The organism is Mycolicibacterium baixiangningiae (assembly GCF_016313185.1).
GTDB lineage: Bacteria > Actinomycetota > Actinomycetes > Mycobacteriales > Mycobacteriaceae > Mycobacterium > Mycobacterium baixiangningiae.
Genome location: NZ_CP066218.1, coordinates 1,620,946 through 1,644,775, shown reverse-complemented (window position 1 = coordinate 1,644,775; position 23,830 = coordinate 1,620,946). Strand labels below are relative to the sequence as shown.

Annotated in this window: 8 protein-coding genes; 2 read left to right on the top strand and 6 right to left on the bottom strand. The window is 67.1% G+C overall.

Annotated elements, in window-relative coordinates; genetic code table 11:
* Complete coding sequence (locus tag I7X18_RS07720) at positions 1-798, bottom strand: crotonase/enoyl-CoA hydratase family protein (RefSeq protein WP_193047675.1); 798 nt, start codon at positions 796-798, stop codon at positions 1-3.
* Complete coding sequence (locus tag I7X18_RS07715) at positions 795-1,940, bottom strand: thiolase family protein (RefSeq protein ID WP_193047676.1); 1,146 nt, start codon at positions 1,938-1,940, stop codon at positions 795-797. Before I7X18_RS07715 ends, I7X18_RS07720 begins: the two co-directional genes overlap by 4 nt.
* Before the next feature lie 177 nt (positions 1,941-2,117).
* Here I7X18_RS07715 and I7X18_RS07710 point away from each other — a divergent pair, with 177 nt between their 5' ends.
* On the top strand, positions 2,118-2,903 hold the full coding sequence (locus I7X18_RS07710; protein WP_193047677.1) for a FadR/GntR family transcriptional regulator: 786 nt from the start codon (positions 2,118-2,120) through the stop codon (positions 2,901-2,903).
* Positions 2,904-2,934: 31 nt separating this feature from the next.
* On the opposite strand, the gene I7X18_RS07705 is transcribed toward I7X18_RS07710, so the two are convergent.
* The 3 genes from I7X18_RS07705 to I7X18_RS07695 form a co-directional block, all read right to left on the bottom strand.
* Positions 2,935-4,713, bottom strand: coding sequence for a DUF3556 domain-containing protein (locus I7X18_RS07705; RefSeq protein ID WP_193047678.1), 1,779 nt, complete (start codon positions 4,711-4,713; stop codon positions 2,935-2,937).
* A gap of 125 nt (positions 4,714-4,838) precedes the next feature.
* Entirely contained in the window at positions 4,839-5,357 is a 519-nt protein-coding gene (locus I7X18_RS07700) for a DoxX family protein (protein ID WP_193047679.1), read from the bottom strand.
* Between the two features lie 47 nt (positions 5,358-5,404).
* On the bottom strand, positions 5,405-6,667 hold the full coding sequence (locus I7X18_RS07695) for a WS/DGAT/MGAT family O-acyltransferase (protein WP_193047680.1): 1,263 nt from the start codon (positions 6,665-6,667) through the stop codon (positions 5,405-5,407).
* Positions 6,668-6,692: 25 nt separating this feature from the next.
* Between I7X18_RS07695 and I7X18_RS07690 the strand changes: the two genes are divergently transcribed.
* Positions 6,693-7,496, top strand: coding sequence for an SDR family NAD(P)-dependent oxidoreductase (locus tag I7X18_RS07690; protein WP_193047681.1), 804 nt, complete (start codon positions 6,693-6,695; stop codon positions 7,494-7,496).
* A 68-nt stretch (positions 7,497-7,564) separates the two neighbouring features.
* Here the strand turns inward: I7X18_RS07690 and I7X18_RS07685 are convergent, their stop codons facing one another.
* Positions 7,565-23,782, bottom strand: a complete 16,218-nt coding sequence (locus I7X18_RS07685) for a DUF3626 domain-containing protein (protein WP_193047682.1) — start codon at positions 23,780-23,782, stop codon at positions 7,565-7,567.
* Between the last annotated feature and the right edge of the window lie 48 nt (positions 23,783-23,830).

The following is a 23,830-nucleotide window of genomic DNA, read 5'->3' as shown; positions in this document are numbered from 1 at the left end:
CTACTTCGCTTTCCAGACCGGTTGACGCTTCTCGGCGAAGGCCAGCGGCCCCTCCTTGGCGTCCTCTGACTTGAGCACCGCGCCCATCTCGCGCACGGTGCGCGCCCATGACGGTTCCTCGTCGGCGATCACGCCGTCCTCGGCGCCGTAGGCCACGCGCTTGCTGGCCCACACCGCCAGCGGTGCGTTGACGGTGATCCGTTGGGCCAGTGCGAGTGCCGCGTCGAGGACGGTGCCGTCGGGCACGACCTCGTTGACCAGACCCCACTTCAGCGCGTCGACCGACGTCATCGGCTCGCCGGTGAAGAGCATCTCCATCGCCACCTTGCGAGGCAGGTGATCGACGATGCGGAACACCCCGCCCGCGGCGGCCATCAAGCCCCGCTTCACTTCCGGCAGACCGAATTTCGCGCGTTCCTCAGCCACCACCAGATCGCTGGCCAGAGCGAGTTCGGAGCCGCCGCCCAGCGCTGTGCCGTTGACCGCGGCGATGGTCGGCTTGTCGATGAAGTGGTGGACGTAACCGGCGAAACCCCATTCGGGATGGTCGGGGTGGTACAGATTCTCACGCCGGTAGATCGCCTTGAGATCGGCTCCGGCGCAGAAGGACGGACCAGCGCCGGTCAGCACCACCGCACGCACTTCGGCGTCGTCCTGCGCCTGCTGCAGTGCGTCGCCCACGGCTGTGCTGACCGCGCCGTTGACGGCGTTGCGGGCCTCGGGCCGGTTGAGCGTGATGATGAGAACGTTGCCCCGTCGCTCGGTGAGAGCGGCGGGGGCGGTCGCTGTTTCGGTCACAGCAGCTCGAGGATGGTGGCGTTGGCCTGACCGCCGCCTTCGCACATGGTCTGCAGACCGTACTGAATACCGTTGTCCCGCATGTGATAGAGCAGCGTGGTCATGATGCGCGCACCCGAGCCGCCGAGTGGGTGGCCGAGCGCGATGGCGCCGCCGTTCGGGTTGAGCTTTTTCTCGTCGGCACCGATGTCCTTGAGCCAGGCCATCGGAACAGGCGCGAACGCCTCGTTCACCTCGAACGCGCCGATCTGGTCGATGCTCAGCCCGGAACGCTTGAGCGCCTTCTGGGTGGCCGGGATCGGGGCGGTCAGCATGATGACCGGGTCGGCCCCGGCGAGCACCGCGGTGTGCACCTTCGCAAGCGGTTTGAGGCCGAGTTCCTTGGCCTTCTCGGCGGACATGAACAGCAGCGCCGCCGAACCGTCGGAGATCTGCGAGGAGTTCCCGGCGTGGATCACGCCGTCTTCCCGGAACGCCGGCTTGAGCTGGCCCATCTTCTCCAGCGTGGTGCCACGACGGATACCCTCGTCCTTGAGGATAGTGTTGCCTTCAGCATCCTTGATCGCGACGATCTGGTCGTCGAACGCGCCGGAATCCTGTGCGGCAGCGGCCTTCTCGTGTGAGTTCAGCGAGAACTGGTCGAGGTCGGTGCGGCTGAAGCCCCACTGCTCGGCGATCATCTCGGCGCCGACACCCTGATTCGGGGTCTGCTGGTAGCGGTCCTTGAAGCCCTGCGGATAGGGGTTGCCGCCGCCCGCCAGCGAGGCGCCCATCGGCGTGCGCGACATCGACTCGACACCGCCCGCGACCACCACGTCGTAGTGGCCGGCGACCACGCCGGCCGCGGCGAAGTGCACCGACTGCTGGCTCGAACCGCACTGCCGGTCGACGGTCACGCCGGGCACGGTCTCCGGCCAGTTCGCGGTCAGCAGCGCGGTGCGCGCGATGTCGAGCGCCTGCTCCCCGGCCTGCATGACGCAGCCCCAGATGACGTCGTCGACGAGCGCCGGGTCGACACCCGCGCGCTGCACCAGACCGTTGAGCACCTGGGCGGACAGTTCGGCGGGGTGCACACCCGACAGTCCACCGTTGCGCTTACCGACCGGCGACCGGACGGCCTCGACGATGACGGCTTCAGCCATGACACTTCTCCTTCGAAGTCGATACCGCTCCACACGCTTGGACACGACGGTAGAGGACAAGGTTTACTAGGTCAACCTACTGGTTGGTGGGCTGGCTTGCGGTCCAGGAGCCCACCCAGATGGTTTACTGAGTTGGACAGCTGGCCGCCGGCCGGCGTCGGGTAAGCGGGAGGTCAGGTGGCTCGAACGACACCGCTGGCCCCCATGATCGGGGCCAGCCCCTCGACGACCGCCGTCCGCTCCCCCAAGACGGCGGAACTCGTCGCCGGCACCCTGCGCCGCATGGTGGTCGACGGCCAACTCAAAGAGGGCGACTTCCTGCCCAACGAGGCCGAACTGATGGCGCACTTCGGCGTCAGCAGGCCGACGCTGCGTGAGGCGGTGCGGGTGCTCGAATCCGAGCGCCTGGTGGAGGTCCGACGTGGGTCGCGCACCGGCGCCCGCGTGCGGGTGCCCGGTCCGGAGATCGTCGCACGCCCGGCGGGGCTGTTGCTGGAGTTGTCCGGCGCGACGATCGCCGACGTCATGACCGCCCGCTCCGGCATCGAACCGATGGCCGTGCGCCTGCTCACCGAATCCGGGGATACCGCGGCGTTCGACGAACTCGAGCAGACCCTGGACGAACACGTGGCCCAAGGCTGGGAATCCGGCCGGCTCGCGGAGACCACCGGTGACTTCCACCGGCGCATGGTCGAACTGTCAGGCAACGCCACGCTGACCATCATGGCGGGGATGCTCCACGAGATCACGGTGCGCCACACCGCGTTCGCGATGAAAGAGAGCAACCCGCCGTCGAAGGCCGACTACGAGAAGCTGATGCGGTCCTACCGCAAGCTGCTCCAGCTGGTGCGGTCCGGTGACGGCGCGGCGGCCGAGGCGCACTGGCGTAAACACCTCGACACCGCACGCGCACTGCTGCTGCAGGGCCTGGAGACGGTCAAAGTCCGCGACGTGATGGGCTGAGGAGCATTGCCGAGACTGCTGTGAGATCGCCTCACTGCGCCGATTCGTGATCTGACCGCAGTTTCGGCGAATCGGCACCGTCCTTCCGCCACGTCACATGCACCGGAATGTCGTCGGTCCACGGCTGTCCGGTCACCATGTCCGACACGTTGACGTAGCCGCGCTCGAACTCTCCGGTGGCCGCGTCGACCAACCGGTACTCCTGTCGCTGCCGGTGGATGGGTTGGGCGTCGAGGAGGATGACGCGCACCTCGCCCGGTTCGAAGTCACAGCGCTTCTGCATCGCCGCGATCAACTGCTCGTTGTGCATGTGGCCGTCGCCGAAGTTCCAGCCGACGGCGGTGCTGCACAACCGTTCCCCCTCGGTGATGACGTACTGGTCCTCGTTGCGTCCGGCGAGCACGTTGTGCACCAGTGTCAACAACGCCTTGCCGTGAGAGTTGAAGCCGCGGAACGCATATCCCTTGTACAGGTAGATCATCGCCTGCTCCGGGCTGCCGTAGACCCTCTCGAGTTGGGAGGTCGGCATGCTGGCGATGGCCACGAGTCCACGCTCGATCTTCTCGTTCGCCGACGGCTTGATGCACCACCACGAGGTGTCCCAGTTCCCCGCGTAGTACCGCATACCGGGCAGGAACGAGATCTTGCGGGGGAAGAGGTTTCCGAGCGCCACGGTGACCGCCAGCACGGCGAACAACACCACCGGTAGCGGTGTGCTCATCTCGGCCAGGCCGACGTCGGCATGGCCGACGAACAACGTCACCACACAGAACATCATGAAGACGTTCCACTCCAGCGGTACGCCCATCGGAATCGCCGACAGGATGCCGAAGTGGAAGACGAGCATGACGAATGCGGCGATCGCCGTCGGCCAGCCGCCGTGGCTGAACAGCAGCGCCAACGGCACCAACATCTCGATCGCGGTGCTGAAGTGGGCGATGACCCGCGAAACCCGGCCCGGTCGCAGGTCGTCGGGGAACTTCTCGAAGAACCTGCGCTTCAACGACTTGGTCCGGATCAGCGGGTTGTTCGACATCATCGTCGAGATCACAAACGGGAAGTGCTTGTTGAGCTTCGAGGTCGCCGCGCCCACCCAGATCGCGACGCACACGAGCTTCGCCGCCAGCAGCATGTCCACGCCGTAGCCGACGAAGAGGAACGCGACGGTGAACGAGCCGTAGACCTCACCGCGTGCCGCCAGGAAGATCACCTTGTCGCGCAGTCCCAGCACTGCCAGGAGTCCGAGGATGGTCCAGATCTGCCACAGTGGGAGCACACCGACCGTCGTCCCCAGCGCGGGAACCGGTCCGGTGCCGTCGGAGAACAACGCGACCAACAGCACCACGAGCAGCGCCCCGTAGAGCACGACGTCCAACGGGGTGCGGGTGTCGCCCTTGGTCAGCGGCACCCGGTCAGGCCAGGGTGGCAGCCGGATGGTGCCGGGCCGCAGCCAGTACAGGATCGAACCCAACGGCGGGAAGAACCGGTTGTTCAGCGGGCCGAATCCGCAGCCGAGGCCGACGACCTCGAACAGCATCGTGTACAGCACGACCTTCTGGAACACGATCGGTTCGGTCCACCACTGCGCCACGTCGGTGAAACCGTCGACACCTTTGGTGGCCAGCGCGAACAGATAGCCGCCGAGAATGTAGAGGAGGATCTTCACGACGTAGAACAGGTGCATCGCCACGGGGGTGCCGAATCCGACCTCGGCCCAGTGGTGGGCCATCGGCCGGATCTTCTCCGAGCGGGTGCCCTTGCTCCACTCGGCGAAGTCGACGACGGGCATGTCGGGCTTGAGGAATCCCATGGCGCCTAAGACTAGAACGCGTTCTAGTTACGCGGAATGGGTTACCCCGTTCCCGCGCGAGCAGACACAGAATCGCGTCGAACGGGCCCCACGAACGCGATTCTCTGTCTGCTCGCGGAAAGGGATCAGCCCGTCTTGGCCGGCGGACGGTAGAAGATCGCCAACTGGCCGATGCCGCCGCCGAGGCCCAGCGCCAGCGCGATCACCAGACCCCACCAGCCCTGCACCACATCCCACACCGCGGTGCCGTGGAAGAGGGCGTAGTCCAGGCTGAGCTTGCCCGGCCCGATAGCCGGGATGGCGACGGCCGCCGCCGCGAGCACGAGGTTGTACTCCCAGCCCTCCTTGACGATGAAGAACCCGTTCGCGCGGTGGACGGTCCACGCGGCGACCAACATGAGAGCAACGAAGCCGGCCGCCGGGACGGGGGTGAGCAGGCCGACCGCCAGGCCGATGCCCGCGGCCATCTCCGTGGTGGCGGCGATCCGGGCGTGGAACATGCCGGGCTTCATGCCGATGCTGTCGAACCAGCCGGCGGTGCCGGGGATCCGGCCGCCGCCGAAGAACTTGTTGTAGCCGTGGGCGGCCATGGTCAGACCCAGCACGACCCGCAGTAGGAGCACGCCGACGTCGTAGGCAGTCATGCAACAGAATCTAGGCCATGTGTAAGGCCGCCGACCACCCCACCTCGCTACGTGGGCCGGTCCAGCGCGGCGGCCAGGCGGGCGGCGTAGGCGTCGATGTCCCCGACAGCCGACTCTGCGCCGTGCACGCTGACCGCGACGGTGTCGCCGATGCCGTGGACGCCGTGTGTCAGCCCCATCATCGGCGACAACGTCGGGCAGGCGGTCGTCACCGCCACGGGGGTACCGCCGAACCGCAGGTCGGCGGCGCCGCGGTGGACGCTCGACACGACGGTGTTCCCGATCGCCATCGGTGAGCGGACGGCCGGGTCGAACGCCGAGGCGCCCCAGCGCACCAGCGGCGCCGGGACCGCCGCGGACGCCAGGCGGGCGGCCAGCATCGCGGGGTGCGCTGCCCGCGCTCTGCGCTGCGCGAGTTCGCCGGCGATGCGGGCGCAGCGTTCGTCGTGCGGCAGATCGGGGTGCAACCCGACCCCGACGTTGCCGAAGTGGTTGTGCGCCCGCCGCGGACCGGGGCTGGCCATCGGCACCTCGGCGCCCAACGTGGCCGGGTCGTCACCGAGTGTGCGCAGGTGGTCGGCCAGGGCGAGCGAGATGGCGGCGAGCACCGCGACGGTGACGGTGGCACCCGACAACTCAGCGCGAGGGCGAACCAGGACGCGAAGCCGCCGGGCGCCCTCCGGCCGGGCGTTGCTGCGCAGCACTGGGCGCGTATCCGCCTGCGGCGCAACGTATCCGGCGTCGACGTCGTGCATCAGCCGGCGGTGGGCGCGCGCCGCGCGGACCGCCCGCACCGGTAGCGTCGCGGATTCCCACGGCGCGACCGAAACCGCGGTGACCGGCGCATCGCGGCCGAACAACCACGCCGCCAGCGCCGCGTCCCGCACCCCGTCGGCCAGCGCGTGCGAGATCTGCACCACCGCGATGGTGCCCTCCCCCTCGACGCCGGGAATCCCGCGCACCGAAGGGAATACGTGCAGCCGCCACGCCGAGATCCGGGCGTCGAGCTGATCACCCGTCAGTGCCGTCACCGCCTGAAGGCATCCCGCCCAGTCGTCGACCGCATGGATGCGCACCTGACGGTCGTCCACGCCGCCGTCGACCCACTCCGGAAACCTCAACGAGCCGCGCTCTCGCACCCGCAGCCGCAGGTCCCCGCAGGCCCGTGCGCGGTCGAGGACGGCGGCGACCGCCTCGGCAAGATCCGCCGGCACCCCGGCGAACCCGTAGATCATGAATTCGTCGCTCGGAATCTTGGCCGACATCCACAGGTTCTGGGCGTCGACCATCGCGAGCCGCCGCGCTGTCATAGCGTCCGAGGTTAAGCTTCGCCGCATGCTTCCGGCCACCAGCAGCACCGGCGTCGCACTGGTCACCGGCGCGTCATCCGGGATCGGCGAGCAGATTGCCCGTGAATTGGCAAGGCGCGGTTACGGTCTGGCGCTCGTCGCCCGTCGCGCCGATCAGCTGCGCGCCCTGGCCGACGAGCTCGGCCCCACCGCGCACGCCCTGCCCACCGACCTGTCACGCCCGGCGGAACGCGCCGCCCTCCCCCACCGGATCGCCGGCCTGGGCCGTCAGGTCGACATCCTGGTGAACAACGCGGGTATGGCGAACCTGGGCCCCGTCGCGGCGTCCGACCCGGCAGCCGAGTTGGCGCTCGTCGAACTCGACGTCGCCGCAGTGGTCGACCTGTGCGCCAGGTTCGTCCCCGACATGGTGGCGCGCGGCCGGGGCGCGGTGCTCAACGTCGCCTCCGTCGGCGCGTTCGGTCCGGTGCCCGGGCAGGCGACCTACGGCGCGGCCAAGGCGTTCGTGCTGTCCTACACCCATGCGCTGCACGAGGAGTTGCGCGGCACCAACGTCTCGGCCGCCACGCTGTGCCCGGGGCCCGTCCGCACGGCCTTCGGCGAACAGGCGGGCATCCCCGACGACGAGGCCGAGAAGATGCTGCCGAAACTCCTGTGGGAGCAGCCGGAGTCGGTGGCCAGAGCGGCGGTCGACGGGCTGGCGTCGGGCCGGGCCGTCATCGTGCCCGGGGTGCCCAACCGGGTTGCGGCGGCACTCAATCACCTGACGCCGCGGCGGGTGTTGCTGCCCATGCTGGCCCGCGTCCACCCCGGGATGCGCAACGCCTGACACGCAGACCCGATGAAGCCGACGATGTGGCGGCTTCGGAGCGGTCCGCGACAGCGGGGAGGGCGGTTTCAGTCCCGTGTCGGAGACCAAGACGACTCTGGAGACTCACCGGCGCTGGACAACGACGACGTCTCCTCATCACTGAATGTCCTGGTGGGGTCCTCTTGGGGCCCGGGTTGGTCTTCGCGCGATGCGGAGACGGCGTCGGACTCGGCGTTGGTCGATTCACCTGCGGCGTCGGATTCGGAGTCGGTGTTGTAGTCGACCGTGATTACGCCGCCTCGTGTCCGGCTGACGTGAGTCCCGATCGACTGCCGCAGGTAGTCGTCGATGATCGCCTCGACGTCCAGCTCGAATGCGGCGTTGCGCGACAGCCACAACGGACCACGGGGCCGCGACGCCTCGAATTGCAGATCGGCTGCGCAGAAACCGCAGGCGCGCATGGTGCCGGCAAGAAGGTCGAGATTCATCGCCCGACCCTCGGACTTCAACATCCTCATGATCCGCCGTTCGGCGTGCAGGTCGACGGCCGTGGTCCGCGCCATGCCGTCCGCGTTGCGGTATTGCCGCGTATAGCGCTCAGCGGGAACGGCGACCCGACCATCCTTCAGCGCAGCGATGATCTTGTTGACCGTAGCCTCCCGGTCACCGACGTTTGAGCGCATCAAGTCCCGCAGGTTGTCCCAATGCCGGTCCTTCCTCGGATCGAGCGTCGCGACGCGGCGTTCGAGGATCCTTTCGAACTCCGACGCTGAAGCCAGGAGGGTTTTCAGTCGTTCGTTGAGCGCCGTGTCGTTCGACGAGACGTAGAGCGTGTCTTCGTCAGCGCCGAAGTAGGCCTGGACTTCGCTCTTGTTCTCCAGCTGATCCTTCAGCACTGTCGCGAACCATCGCAGCGCCTGTCTCGGCCGATCCTCTCGGTAAGACCTCGGTGGTCGGACCAAGTCCCCATTACGGCCGTACAACAGCGCTAGTTGCGTCGCCTTCGGGGGTTTGACGACGGCGGGGGCTTCTCGGTGGACTATGTACATACGAGCCGGTGCGTGTCCGGCGCCGGGTAGGGTCACCCTGATCATGTCCGGGCGTCGCGAATCGACGGGCTGACGTCCTTGGATCAGGTTGGTCATGCCCTCAAGCCGCGCGGTGAGCTCACGACGTAGGTAAGGGGTCGTGTCTCGGAGCTGCGTCTCCACAGCCGCCTGGTCACGAATCGATGGCCCCCTGTCGACCAGCAATATGAAGGCCGCCAACGTATCTGCGGTCATGCCAACAAGGGATCCCGCGGCGCGTGGCGACAGTTCAGGGTCCAGCCGCATTCGGGCGATGGCGCCCACGATCTGCTCGTCGTCGCGGCGTAGCACCTCGAGGAAGTGCGTTACCGTGAAGGCCAGCGGAAGGCTATCCGCTTGTGCGGCCTGCCCCATCTGGACCAATGACGCATGGATCTCATCCCGATGTTCCGCGTAGTCGGGCTGAGCCGTGAACCATTCGGGATCGATGCGCAGGCCGCCGGCGTCGGGCGCCAGGTACTTCGTCACCGTTGCCCGAGCCATGCCCACGCTCGTCCCGACGGCGAGCAGCGTGATGTGAGGATCAGCTGCTATCCGGGCCAGCGCAGCGGCCACCTTCGCGACCGACACGCTCGCCCCAGCGGCGACAGGACGATCCGCCGTCGTGGCATGCGGCATGTTCTGCGCGAGGGCGTCGTGACCCAGCTGGCTGAAGAGGCGACCGAGCTCCTCGCGCTGTTCTGCGTATCCGGGCAGCCTGGGCAGGGTCTCGCGAGGTTGCCGCCAATTGCCGTCCGTCGTAAGCAGTTCCGTCAATTTGTTCCCGGTATAGCCCGTCTGGTCCGCAAGGGTCAGAAGGAGTCTGCGCTTGCCCTTGCCCTTGGTTTGGGGGCCCTTGACGACCTCGTGTGTCTTTCGCAGCTCGATGAGCGATTGCAAAGCATGGACGAGGTTTGCTGCACTGAATGGCTTCGGCGCGGCCTGAGGTTCGGGCAACGGTTCGTCATACAAGCCGAGATCGCGAAGAAGGCCCGCGATGGCCTCGCGGTGCTCTTCGTAATCCGGCATCTGACTCAGCTCTTTCGGCAGATTGATCCTGGTGCCCTTACCCCAGGCGGAACCGGCAAGCCATCGCTTGGTCCTGGCGAGGCTGCCGGGATAGTTCCGGGCGATCTGAATACCTTTAACGTCGGGGTGTGCCATCTGATCGCGCAGCATGGCCTCCACCGTCGCGGCCGTCATGTCACTCGGCGTTGACGAGGCTGCCGGTCGCACTGCCGGAGCCCGCTTCGGCACGTACGCCGGTTCCTTCCCCTTGGTCGCTGCTGGCGTTGCGGTGTGCTTGCCAGTGTCGCTGGGCAGGCTGATCCTCGCTGCGTCCGACCCGCCCCGCTCCAGGTCGGGCCCGGTCCTCCTTGCTCGTTTGCCGCGGGCGTCCATGTCCGTGGGGCTCGGACGCCGTTTGGATGTCGATGGTGCAGCCGCTCGCATGCTTCTGGCGACAGGAAGGCCCCGCGGGCCGCCTGAGGAGGGCCGGGCGGCCGAGTCGCGGTAGTCATCACTGTCGGCACCGTCGTCCGAGGATTCAGACTCGCTGAAATCCGATTCGCCCTCCTCCTCTAGGGATTCAGGATCGCTGAGTTCGGAGTCATCGTCAGAGTCGGCTCCCAGGAGGTTGGGATTCATTGAGGATTCAGCGAGTCCGGTCGGATCGGAAGCCTTGACCGCGTCCGGGAAGGTCGTTTTGGAGTGGCCAGTGACTGGGGCAGGCCTAGCAGGTAGGGACGCCTGGAGGACTGTGGGCGTTGGTCCGGGGTGTTCGACGCCAATGCCGGCGTTCCAATGGTCCACCCCGTTGTGAAAGATGTTGACGGGCGGGGCATTCCTGAGTCCGACATCATGGGTGCCCGCCGTAGAGCGGTTCCGTAGGCGTACGCCAAGAGCGTGGGCTGTGAGCGCGGGAAACATTTCCCCCATATCGTCGGCCCAGGTGCTGGTGCTGGGTCGCCACGCCTGAATGGTGTCCAACAGCTGCTGGTGCTCTTCTGGAGTCAACGGCTGCTCCTGCCGTTGGACTCTGAGCGCCGATCGTAGGCCCTCGTCATCCACGATCGCGTCTACCGGGATGCCCACACCGCGCCGGCGCAGATAGTCTCGCTGGCTGGCGGGGCCGGCCAGTGTGCCCTGGCTCGAGCCGCGTCGGCTCCGTAGCGATACCTCGGACTCCGCCTGCCGACGTGCAGCGCTGATGGACACGGCGGGGTCGTTTTCGGAAATCTCCTCGGCACGGGCCTGGACCGTGAGCTCGCGTAAGTCCTCTGCACTCATCCAGTCAAGGGAGTGCACCGTGTGAACCCCAAGGCGAGCCAGTTGATTGCGCAGTTCGTCGGTGTTGGAACTGGCCAGCCAATCTTCGTAACGGTCCATCTGGGTGGGGCTGCTGCGGAACGGACGAAGCGCGTCTGACGGCAGATCTGCGGGCTCTCTGTTGAGCACCCATTCCATCACCAGTTGTCGCAAGCCTTCGGCGGCCTGAGACAGCGGCGACGATGCGTCGGAGACGGGCATGACGTCACTCGAGTCTCGGTTTGATGCCTGGTGGCTGATGAGTTGTTGGCGTACCTGCCGGTGCGCGTCGCTAGCGGAGGGGGCCCACCCCTGATGCATGGCAGGACTCCACTGCGCCGGGGGGGTGCTGGCCACCACCGAATACAGCAGACACCATCCGTCACCGGGCACCCGTAATTCGAAGATTTCGGCCGCGCCGTCATCGTCGGGGCGAGATGGCACGTCGTCAGGCGCGTTGGCCATCTCGACGTCCGAGTCCGACTCCTCGGCTCGGTGGCCGCTCGGCCCGGGTCTACCGGTGGTGCTGGGGTGTCCGTGATGGGCGCCGAAGCGGCTGGTGAGGTCTTTGTCGGTGAGGCTGTCCACGGAGGTGGGCAGCAGCGCGGACACCGGCCCGCCCGGGGTCGTCTGGACACCGGGCCAGGTCTGCGGATCGATCACCCGCCCTTGGGAGTTGATGACCACTGCCCGTACTGCGGGTGCTGAGGCCACCTCGGGAGGCACGTGTGCACCGGTGCGCTCGGTCGGCCGCTGCGGATCGGCCCACCGCACCCCCTCGGCGGTGACCCGCGCGGCCACCACGTGACCAACCTCCCCACGCAGCGGCGAGGCCATCACCACCACCGTGGAGCCCACCGGCAGACCCTCAGCCAACTGCCGGGCACCGGCAGCCCCGTTCACCTGCGCCCAACCACCCCCGGCCACCACCTGGTCCTGGGCGCCGCCCACTCCGCCCCGAACGCTGGCCACATCATCGGAAACCCCCAACGGGCGCACCCCACCGCGGTAGAGCTGATCGACCAACGCCCGCACCAACGGCCCACAATCTTGAGCGTCAACAGCCCGCCCCGGCGGCACCACCGCATCCACCACCGCGGCGAACTCCTCGGCGGACAACTCCACGGCCGCTCGAACAGCAGGGGTGCCCGCCGTGTCCGACGACCCGGTAGACGCGGCGACGGTGCGCTCCGCGGGATTCTCAGCGGGCAGCGCTGCGGTGGTGGTGTCCGCGCTTGTCAGCTCCGGTTGAGCGTCCACACCGTCATCGGACCGGTGGTCATCGTCTGTCGGGTTCGGTGTCGGTGGTGGTGGGGTTGGCCGGGGCAGGTGGGCGGTGGGGGTGTGGTCGCCGGGTACCAGGGCAGTAGCCGCGGGTGATCGTGGCGCTGAGACTGCGCCCATCGCGCCGCCCCACAAGTGATACAACCCCTGCAGCGCGGCGAACTTCGTCAGCTGGGTGGTCACGTTGACTTGGGTTGGCGTCCACCCCGCAGCGGCCAGAGCGGGCGGCATGCCCGTCACGATCGCGAACACGCCGCCAAGACCTGGAGCCAGAGTTGCGTGCGAGACCCAACCCGCCCTGCTGGCGACTGCGTCGGTGATCGCCTGCTGCACCGTGGAGCCGATGTTGTACGCGTAGGCTCCCGCCCGCTGCAGACCGCCGTACCACTGCTTGGTTAGCGGTGCGTGGAGGTAATCGATGCACTCCCCCAAGTCATCTCGGGCCAGGAAGAACTGGGATCCCGCCCGCCCAGCGCCGACCGCACGGTCGTTGAGGACAGCACGCATACCGCCCCCGCCCAGTATCGACCCGCCCACTGGATCGGCGACACTGTCAGCCAATGCCCGCGCGGTGGGCTGCCCGCTCAACTCCAACCCCAACATCAACGGCACCCGTAACCCACCATTGCGAACGAGACCCAGACTCAAACCCGCAGCGATCGACATGTCGGCGGCCGCTTGACCCGTCGTCGGGACGTTGGCCCCGAACAGCGGCGCAGGAATGAGGTCCTCAGCAGGACGGGTGAAATAGGCGTCACTGAAAGTCTTGTCCGCAGACGCACCAGCAGCCACATCCACCAACGACGCGAAGCCGCCCAACGCAGTCCCAGTCAGCAACCCCCGCACACCATCAGCTGCGCTCGGCCAACCCGCAGAAGCAGCGTTGAACGCCACATCGAAAAGACCGAAATTGATAGCGGCCCCGGCGACGTTGAATCCGTTGGATGAGGCCATGCCATGCAACACCGCCGTGCCCATGTCACGCCGCTGCACTTGCTGCAACAAGTCCACGAACTGCCCACGTGAACGAATACCCTTGTCGTGCAGCACCCGTGCCTGCCGAACCGTCAACGCTCTCAACGCCGGCACATCAGCTTCACTGGTACGCATCGAACTCAGCACGTACGCCACGCAGCCCAGCACATCATCGGGCAACCGAGCAGCCAACCCACTCCAAGAGATACGGGGATTGACCTCGCGAAACCCTGGCACCTGATCAGCATCCAACGACGCCAACCCTCCCGGCGCCCGTTCCCCAACCGCCGCGACCCTCGACCCCACCGAAGACACCACAAGTGGTTCACGTCCCACCGCCGTAAGCTCGATGTCCCCCGGCACTTCAGGCTCAGCGTCGGCCGCCGACTGCCGGTCACCGTGCTGCACAGAAACCTCGCCGGTGAACGCCGCCACCGGCAGCCCCAAACCACCCCCGCGGGACGGCCCCGCCTGAGCCTCACCCGCCCCACCCCCCAACCCACGGGCACCGACGTCACCGATGGTGGTGTGCCAGGTGGACGGGCCCGCCGCCGGGGGTGTCGGCTCGGCGTGGGACCCATCGAGTTCAGCGAGCAGCGCATCGAGATCCATGCCCAACTCGCGGGCACTCGCGCGCGCGGCATCCATCCGGTCCGACGCTGCGGCCACCTCTGCGGGCGACGCACGCCGATACTCGCTGGCGGCCTCGAACACCTCCTCGAACACCTCTTGGCGTTCCCGCACCGCCTCCTGCTCGGCCGTCACCCGGCCCTTGCCCTTCCCCCGCCCGCCCAGACCGTCCCGGCTGACCACGTCGGTGGTCACCGTCGCTGCAGAAGAAGGGGTGACGGTGACCACGGGTGGGGCATTGGCGGCGATATCAGCGGCGGTCGACGGAGTTTCAGCGGTGTCGGCGATCTCGGCGATCTCCGGGCCGGAGTCATTGGTGTGCGGCAGATGCTGCTGATCACTACCCAGGCCGGTCACGATTGTCCCGCCCAACCGGTCCCCACCGCGGGAATCGGGGACGGCACCCTCAACCGAGTGCGCCGCAGGCGTGCCGGCAAACCAACCCGTCACAGGGTTGCCGGGACGACCCAACGCCGGGGGCCAGGCGGTGACCGTGCCGTGCTGCCCATCGATGGCCCATACCTCATCACCGTCGAACAACGCGTTGAAACTGTGTGCCACCCCGTTGCCGAACTGGGCCACCACCACCGTGTGCGCCCCCACCCCCGCCCCACGCAGCTGCTCGGCGATCCCATCCGGATCGCTACTACGCAGCGGCAGTCCGGTTGCATCACCCACGTCCTGAGCCCGCAACTGCACCGGATGCGCCCGCCCGAAACTCGGCGTCCCCGAAAGCCGGTCGAAAACCGCCCATGTGGTGGGCCCACAATTGGTCAACCGCTCCCCGACCGGAGCCACCGACGCATCCCCATCATTGTTGATATCCCCGATCCAGCCCTCGACATCTACCCGAGACTGCCCCGAGACCGGCAACGAAACCCGCACTGCCGCGCCAGATTCGGCCGAGAACCCCTCGTCGGCATCGACACCATCCATGCCACCAACACCACCGCCACGGCCACTCGGCAACCCCGACACCACACCCCGCAGCGTCGGCGGGTCTGCTTCTGTGCCCGCGTCCTCAGGGCCAGCCTCCGAGGTCAACGACCCGGCAGACGCCGCGACGGTGCGCTCCGCGGGATTCTCAGCGGGCAGCGCTGCGGTGGTGGTGTCGGTGTCGGGGTGGGTGGTGGTGGTGTGCCAGCGGGAGGGGCCCGCCGCGGGGGGTGTCGGCTCGGCATCGTCGAGTGCGGCCATGTAGGCATCCCAGGTATCGGTTTCGTCCTGGCGGGGGGAATTCGCGGATGCCTCGCTACTGCTGGATGCGGCCGGGGAGTCGGTGTCGTCGGGGGCTGGCCGGCCACCGTGGGGGCCTTGGATCACTCTGGGGGCGTCGTCGTTCGGCAGGTCGGGGTTGAAGTGCTCGTTGGTGACGACGGGACCGTATCCGGGTGGTGAGGACGGTGATCGTGCGGCGGCAACGCTGGCGGGCTCTGCCGGGGGGAGTATCTCGACCGCTGAGACGATGTTCTCGCGCCGGATCCCACCGGGGAACGAGATTTCCTGTTGATACCAGGACGGGTCGCGGCCGGCCGTTTTGTTGACGTCGACCCCTCCGGGCGCGTCGATGGTGTAGCGGAACCTTCGTTCATCCGGTTGGGGTGGCAGGTAGCTGAGCTCGGGGTTGCGGGTCGTGGAGATGAAATTGAACACCTTGCTCATACCGCGAGTGGCGGGGTTGATCGCGAAGCCTTCGTCGAAGATCACCTCCGGGGGGCGGGTGTCTTCTCGGTACAACAGGTCATGGTCGTCACGGAAGTACAGGGCGTCTTCGGCGTTGTCGACGGCGTAACCGCCGCGCACGTCGGTCGGATCGACGGACGGGTCGATCTGGGGGCTGGGTCGTGGCGGGGCGGGCGGGTTGGCTGCGAGTTGTTCGCTCAGCGTTGCCCAGCTTTCCGCCAGTGCGGGGTGTAGCGGTAGGTGGGTCACCGCGTCGATCGGCACCCACCGATGTGAGCCCTCGTCGCTCGAGGCGGCCCTGAGCGGGTAGGGGGCGTCAGCGATCACCGTGGAATAAGTCCAGTCGATCCCTGGTGCCCGAGCGCTCACAAAGTCTGTGCGCACGCGGAATCGGTTGCCTTGCAGCCCCGTTTCTTCGGCTGTCTCGCGCAGCGCGGCCTGTTGCACGGTTTCGTCGCGGTTGCGGGCCCCGCCGGGGAGTGACCAGGTGCCGCCCTGGTCAGACCACTGCGCCCGGCGCTGCAGCAGCACCATGGGTACACCCTCGGAGTTGTACGCGCGCAACAGCAATCCCGCAGCGCCATAGCGGCCCCAATGTGACACACCGTCGGCGTCTTCGACCCAACCGTCACCGTCCTGGTCATCCTCAGCGAGGTGCGGCCACCCCGACACCACACCGCGTCCCGTCGACGGGCCCGCCGCGGAGGGTGTCGGTTCGGATTCGGAGTCGTTGAATTCGGCGAGGAGTTGATCGGGGTCCATGTTCAGCTCGCGGGCCGCCGCGCGGGCGGCGTCGAGTCGGTCTGAGGCGGCGGCGCGGTCGTCGGGTTCGGCGTTGCGGTAGTCGCGGTCGGCGTCGATCAACTCCTCGTAGACCTCTTGCTCGTCGAGGAGTTGCTGATGCTCGTCGGTCGCCGGCCCCTTGCCTTTGCCTGAGTCGCCCTGCTCGGGGGCCGAGGAATCCACCGCCGATGAGTGTTGAGCAAGGGTGGCCACGAGGTCGCGGACGCGGATGCCGTCGGCATCGCGTAATTCGAGGCGCACGTTGTGGGTCTGGGCGTAGTCCTTGAGTTTGTTCATCAGCTCCGGCATGGCCCGGTCGCGCCCGCGGGTGAACCGTGCCATCTCGTCGACGTCGACAGATACGGCGTCGACGTCACGGAAGAAGTCGATCGGGGTGTGGAGCTGAGCCTCCAAGTAGTTCGTATCGGTGATTGCGCCGGCTCCGGATCGTTCCTTCTGGCGCTCGAATCCTTGGCCGGTGGTCGCCAGGTGGTGAATCGTGAGCAAGTCCTCATCGCTGGCACGGGCGAGTAGTCGGGCCATGCCCAGAAAAGTTGACCCGGCGGGGTTGCCCTGCATGGAGTCGTTGGCGGTGAATGTCGCCCGGTGCTTGACATGTTCTTTGAGGACCAGAAATGAATTCCCGTACCCCGGGGCAGCTCCGTTGAGCGAACGGCCGTAGTCCAGAGCGCCATACCTCGGACGTGCCGCAGGCCGGAAGTTCGGTGATTCGCGGGAGAGGTACTTGTTCACCCGTCGACGCGCGTGTGCTACCTCGGGTGATTCGCCGCCGGGTTCGGGCTCATGGCCGCCGTACTGGCCGGTCATCTGTTCGGTTTCGTCGCGGTGATCAGCTTCGGTGGCCGGGTAGGCCCCTCGCTGCCAGCGGTTGAGGTAGAAGTGCTGACCTGAGTCGGAGAGCAGCGCCTCCAGCGATTCGTCGATCGTGAAGTTGATGGTGATGCGCGAGTTCGCCAGCAGCTCAACCATGTCCGCGACGTCTGATCCGACGTGCTCGTCGCGCTCAGGGAGCAAACCGGCAAGACGGTCACCCACCTCGGTCAGCGACGATTCAAGATGGCCGACCTCTCCGGCGTGAAGCAGGCTGACCACATCGCCGGCGGCCAACCTGCTGAGCACTTCGTCGGTGGCATCACGTTCCTGAACGTTCACCACGACCGTGCGCCGTTTGTCTTTCGTGGTACCGGTGAGCTCGGCCGGAACAGCTTTGCCCCGCGAGGTCGGGTCACCACTGACCACGACCGCATCAGGATCGACACCGCGCGCCTCGAGTCGCTGCTGGATCCGGGAGTCGAGGTAGGCCAGCGTGGCCGCGGCGCGTTGCCGACCCACAGAACCCGCGCCGCGACTCCACACGCCGCCGTTGCCTCCGCCTTCGGCACGCACATCCAACCCGTCGTGACCGTCGTCGCGCTGCTGACGCGCTTCTTCCACCACACGATCAGCCAGCTCGTCCAGTTGCGTTTTCTGAGCGCCGTTGAGGGTCTTCGATTTTGAATCGAACGGCCGCAGCACAAAGGTCCCCACCACACTGCCCACCGGCCCGCTGTCGACAACGGAACCCTCGCCGCCCACCCTCGATGGACCCGCGTCGGTGGCCGGCTGATCACCGCTCACGGCCTCCTTGCCGTCGAGGCCGGTCACGGTGGTCTGGCCTAGCGGTTTTCCGGTGTGGGGGTCAGGGGTGCCGGCAAACCATGCGGTCACGGGATTGTGGGGGCGGCCCAGCTGGGGGGGCCAGGCGGTGACCATGCCGTGCTGCCCATCGATGGCCCATACCTGGTCGCCGTCGAACAACGCGTTGAAACTGTGCGCCACGCCGTTGTCGAACTGGGCCACCACCACCGTGTGCGCCCCCACCCCCGCCCCACGCAGCTGCTCGGCGATCCCATCTGGATCGCCCCTACGCAGCGGCAGTCCGGTTGCGTCGCCGACGTCCTGGGCCCGCAGCTGCACCGGGTGTGCGCGACCGAAGCTCGGGATGCCGGACAGTCGGTCGAACACCACCCATGTCGTGGGCCCACAGTTGGTCAACCGCTCGCCGGCCGGAGCCACCGAGGCGTCGCCGTCGTTGTTGACATCCCCGATCCAGCCCTCGACGTCCGCACGGGACTGCCCCGACACCGGCAACGAATCCCGCACCGCCGCGCCCGCACCGGGAATGTCCCGGCTCTCAAAGCCGTTGCCCGAAACCCCAGCTGCAGCGACAGATTGCGGCGAAAGAGCGCCAGCGGACTCAACACCACTCACAACTCCCGGCGCCACATCCCGCTGATTGGTCGAGGCGTCAGAGGGCCCGGCTTGAGAATTCTCCGCCGCAGGAACCGGATTCGGCGCCGCCCTGATTTCGCCCCGCGGTGCGGGCGAGCGTTGCTCGACCGTCAACTTGACGGTACGGCGCACTTCGTCGTCGGGACCATCCAGTTCGTCGTCGAGCGCAGTTCCCCGCGAGGTCGGTTCTGAGCTGACGTTAACAGCGTCGGGCGACATACCTTGGGCCGCGAGTTCCGCCCGGACCTGAGTGCCAAGGTAATTCAGTGTGGCGCTGGCGCGCTGACGGCCGACATTGTCAGCGCCTCGGCTGAATCGACCGTCATTGCCCCCGCCTTCAGCGCGGACGCGCAAGCCACCGCGTCCGGCTTCGAGCTGCTGACGGGCCTGGTCCACCAAGTCGCGGGCGAGACCGTCCAATTCCGCGCGCTGAGCACCGCTGAGCTTCTTGGATCCTTGCGCGAAGACGGACCTGGCCATACTTGAAATTGGACTCTCGACGGGTGGCGGCGCATGAGTCGGGCGCTGGTCACCGCCCGGCCCCGATTGAACCTGTGGCGCAACGTCGTCCACCGTCCTTCCGAGCAGGCCGCGCGCCACCCGGAAGGATTCTCTGGCGCTCTCAACGAGAGAGGCGTAGGTGTCCGAAACATCGTCGAGTGAGGCACTGCGCGGACCCATATAACGCAGTTCTACGACCACCAGCGGCGGGTCGATGCGGGGGGACGACGAGTCGTCCCGATTCGCGTCGAGTTCGGGCAGCGTCGTACGAATCCCGAGAGCCTCGTCCTGGCCCACGACCAACCGATCCGGGTTCTTGCTGAACGCGCTGTGAAGGTAATCTCCGATCGTCCTGCTGGACCGGGCTGTGTCTGTGTCATAAGGCCAACGCGCCGGAATGCGCGACTCAAGCAAACTCCCGCCGTGATTTCCGTCCACGAAGTGGTCGCGGAACGAGGCGGCGAAGTGTTGGGCGATAGCGGCGCCGTGGCGGTCGAGGTGCTCGCGCACCCCTGGGTCCAATCCGTCGGCCACCGCGGGCAGTGACATGCGCGACCCCATCGCGCTGAAGTTCTTGGTCATGTGGTTCGTCGACCGCACCTTCTGCGCCAATGCCGCGAACTGGGTGTAAGCCAGTGCTACGAAGCCCTCCGCCGCCGCACGGCCCGCCGGCGTCGGATCGGAACCCCAGCCCCACTTTTCGCCGATATCTTGGGCGACTACAAGGGCGTCTTGGAGGTGGTTTCTCGCCGCCTTGGCGGCGGCGGAATCGGTGCGGGTGGCGTCCAGCACATCTCTCATGAAGTTCGGTAAACCGGCCAAGGGAACGCCGACTGAATGATGGACGTACAGGTTCTCGGTGCGCGGTCCCCTGATCGGGCGCACTCTTAGGTCTTCAGCCAGCGGCTCCACCGAGTACTGCCCGCCGTCGAAAATCTTTCCGAGCGTGGCCCCCGGCCTGGCCTCGCGTAACCGCGTCATGACGTCTCGGACGCCGGCGAAGATCTGTTGCGATGTGGGCCGTCCCTCGTCACCAGGTACGACGGCGGCCGGTTCGGTGACCACCTCTAACACCGCACCATGCAAATGCGTGTCGAGTACCAGCTTCAGTGCGGGCGTGCGGACCACGTAATCGTAGTCCGCCGCCCCCATATCAGGCGGCAAAGTGACGGCGTAACCGTGGATTTCACCTTCGAACCCAGCAGCGCGGCGTGTCTCTACCGGTTGACTTTCTTCGTCGAACTCTTTGGGCGGCAACGGTCCTCGCGCGTTGTCGGCCGAGGTGAGCAGCGACGTGGGTACCGAGAGCTGGCTGTTGGCGGTGCGTTCCACGATCCACAGGTGCCGCGGGCGCAGCTGCGGATTGTGTCCCAGAACGTGGGACTCCATGATCCCGCCGTTCCCGTCGTGTACTCCAGAGTCCTGGGTGTGCCGACGAAGCGCGATCCGTGCGTCCTGGCTCTCGTCGGGCACCCCGAGGTAGTGCAGGATCTCGTGGGCGAGAACGTTCTCGCTGGCGTCCGGACGCCACGTCGTCTGCGAGTTCTCCTTGAAGTTGCCCACTTTGACGAAGGCGTGGGCGCCAGTGTCGGTGAACTGGACGTTGACGCGGAATTCGTCCCCGCTAGGTAGGCGGTTGCCGTTGTTGAGGATCCGGTCGACACCGGCCTTCGCCTTGCGTTGGATGTCGGCCACGGTGTCGGGTCCGAGTGCAGGGTCCGCGCCTAGTGACACGCTCAGCTTGACCGTGTACTCCTGCACGAACTTGTTCGGCGCCACTTCGATGCGCCGCAGGTCATACCGAATCAACCCGGTATGCGATTCGGTGGAGGTGGGCGTGCTCGTGGAGAGGGTGTCAGGGACATCGGTGCCTACGGTCTGCACGAACGTCTCGTCGCGGCGGGAGTCGATGTCCGCGCGAGGTGTGGGATTCACCGGCTCGAACCACTCCGCAGTGGTGGCGGGGTCGTGTCGCCACGTTTCGTCGCTGGACACATTGGAGTTCGAAGCTCGCGGTGGCAGCGATAATTTAGGCGGAGCCCCGCCGCTGGTGACCTTGGGCTTGGCCGACTTGCTCGCCCGCGTCGGCGGTGGTGGCGGCGGAGGCACCATCCCGACGATGACCTGGGACTGCTCTTCCGCCGTCGAGCGAGATGCCGATGTCGAGGCGGTGCTGCTGGCGATGTTCGACACGGCCGTCGGCGCCGAATTCGGCGACGTGCCCAGGCCTGCCGATACCGACTTCGCCGGTGGGCCGAGATTGGTGGCGCCTGCGGGGTTGGACGACGGTGCAGCCGTAGAGCTTGGCGAGGACGTCGCGGTCGGGGTGTTCGGCGTGGTGGGTGCAGCAGTCGTGCCGGACGGGCCCGTCTGTGCGCTGGACTGAGTTCCGGCGGTGGACGTCGGCCCGGTCGTCTGGGCAATCGGAGCCGCCGGCGGCGGGGTGGCTGCCGTGCTCGGACTCGTGGACGGCGATGATGTGGCCGACGCGTTGGACGGTGACGGGGACGTGCTCGTGTTGGGCGCTGTCGACGGCGGGCTCGGCTGACTCGCAGTCCCATTGGTGTCGGACGGCGCCGCACCGGCGTCCGACGGGTGGCCGCTAGGCGGCCCGTCTACGTGGCGTGAATCATCCTGCGGCAACGAAGCATTGCCAGTCGGTTGACCCGCGGGCGGTGCGTGGTCCGGCATCGGGGTCGATTGGGTCGGTGACCCCTGATCCGAGTTCGGGGACTCGGGCAATGCGCCAGTGGGTGACTGCGAGACAGACTGCGGTGTATCAGCCTGCGTCGGTGGGGAATCGGTCGGACCGCTGGTGGCCGCCTGATGCGGCGCGGGCTCCGGCCCACGGCCGGAACTCTGACTTGGCTGTGAGTCGTGCTGCGCCGGAGAAGAATCGGATTCTGCGCCGCTGGTCTGGCGTTCGGCAGTATTCGAGCCATTCTCACCGGAGACCTGCTGCGGGTTGGGTTGGACGCTCGCATGCTCGGTTGACCCCTGCCGCGGTGTCGACTGCGGGTCGTTCCCATCGGGCGCAGGCTGCTGCGCATCCGCTGACGAGTCGTGTCCGTTGCCTGGAGTCTGTTGCGAACCGACCTGGGTGTTGTCCGCACCGCCCGAGGACTGCTGCGTGCCCAACTGGTTGTTGTGCCCGTTATCTGTATTGTCCTGCGGCACAGCCTGATTGGTCTGACCGTCACCCGGTGACTGCTGCGAACCGACCTGGGCGTTGTCCGCACCACCCGAAGACTGCTGCGAACCCGACTCGCCGTTCTGCCCGTTACCTGCATTATGCTGCAGCACAGCCTGATTGGCCTGACCGTCACCCGCTGACTGCTGCAAACCGACCTGGGCGTCGCCCGCACCACCCGAAGACTGCTGCGAACCCGACTCGCCGTTCTGCCCGTTACCTGCATTATGCTGCGACACAGCCTGATTGGCCTGACCGTCACCCGGTGACTGCTGCAAACCGACCTGGGTGCCGTCCGCACCACCCGAGGACTGCTGCGAACCCGGCTCGCTATCCTGGCCATTGCCGCCTTGTGGGGTCGACGAGCCGTCGTGACTCTGCGCCTGCGGCGCACCCGTGGCCGCCGTATTCGAGTTGTTGGCGGTCCCCGACGCCGAACTCCCTGGCACGTCGGAAGGGCCGTTGGACTCGTGCTGCTGGTAGGGCGGAGGTGAGCCGTTGGGGTCTGTCTCCTCATAGGGAGGCGGCGCGCCGAGGGGGCCGGCATCACCGGAATCCTCGCCACCAAGGTCGTTGGTGGCGTCGGGTCCATTGCCGTCCGGCCCCTTGTCATCGGAGTCGAACGCGTGACTGCGGCCCCCATCCAGGCCGGCGGGCGAACCGTGCGGAGAGTCGTGGCCATCACCGTGCGAACTCTGGATGCCGCCCGCCAGGCCGCCCAAGGCGCCACCTGCGAAGATCTCACCTGCGTCCAGGTTGCCACCCACGGCAAGGGCTCCAACCACGCCTGCGACCACTTCCGCCCCGTAAGAGGCGCCGGCACCTGCCAATGCGTTGCCGATACCGCCGTTGCCGTGCTTACCGCCCAACGCTCCGAACGCCGGACCATGGAACACCCCCGCCGCTGCGCCACCGGCAGCCGCGCCCTTGGCCGCGGTTGCGGCGTCGTCCCAGTCGATCTCGTCCTTGTGCCCCTGGTCTACCTGGTACTGCTGGATGGACAGGTTGACGATCAGTTCCTCGGCGACTTCCTGTGCGCTTTGCTGGGCGACTTCCCGGAGCAGTCGGGCCACCGTGGTCTTGGTCAACGCCTCTATCGCCCGACGCACCAACGCCCGCATCAATTGGTTGAACAGCAGGCGGATTGCGACCATGGTGAGGGCCTCGATCACCGGGATCCACGCCATCGACGCACCGAACGTCCACGGCGCCATCGCGATCGCATAGAGGACCTCCGCGGCGGCAATCGCCAACCCGACCAAGATCTCGATCTTGGACGCCTCGACCTGGGTACCGGCCTGACGCGCGGTCTCCCCCAACGCCGACATAGCCTCGACCAGCTTGTCCACCGAGTAGTCGCCGTCGAAGAGCTTCGCGAACTCCCGCTCCGCGGTACTGGCGGTCTCCCCGGTGATCACCGACATCGTCTCGTTGCGCACCCGGTTCAAGTCGGGAATCAGATCCGACATCTCCTCGGCCGACGCATGCCAGTGTTCGCCGATGCGCCACAGGCCGTCCTCGTCGCCCTGTGGCCACTTACTGCCCGCGAGATACGAGATCCACTGCAGGGCTGGGGGAATGTCGATGGACATGACGACTCAGGCGCAGCTGATTCGTGACTGCGCCGAGAACTCGGCGCA

What these genes read in the sequence shown, in the direction of transcription:
- I7X18_RS07690 (WP_193047681.1), top strand. Translation starts at nt 6,693, where the DNA reads ATGCTTCCGGCCACCAGCAGCACCGGCGTCGCACTGGTCACCGGCGCG.
- I7X18_RS07685 (WP_193047682.1), bottom strand. Translation starts at nt 23,782, where the DNA reads ATGTCCATCGACATTCCCCCAGCCCTGCAGTGGATCTCGTATCTCGCG.
- I7X18_RS07700 (WP_193047679.1), bottom strand. Translation starts at nt 5,357, where the DNA reads ATGACTGCCTACGACGTCGGCGTGCTCCTACTGCGGGTCGTGCTGGGT.
- I7X18_RS07695 (WP_193047680.1), bottom strand. Translation starts at nt 6,667, where the DNA reads ATGACAGCGCGGCGGCTCGCGATGGTCGACGCCCAGAACCTGTGGATG.
- I7X18_RS07705 (WP_193047678.1), bottom strand. Translation starts at nt 4,713, where the DNA reads ATGGGATTCCTCAAGCCCGACATGCCCGTCGTCGACTTCGCCGAGTGG.
- I7X18_RS07715 (WP_193047676.1), bottom strand. Translation starts at nt 1,940, where the DNA reads ATGGCTGAAGCCGTCATCGTCGAGGCCGTCCGGTCGCCGGTCGGTAAG.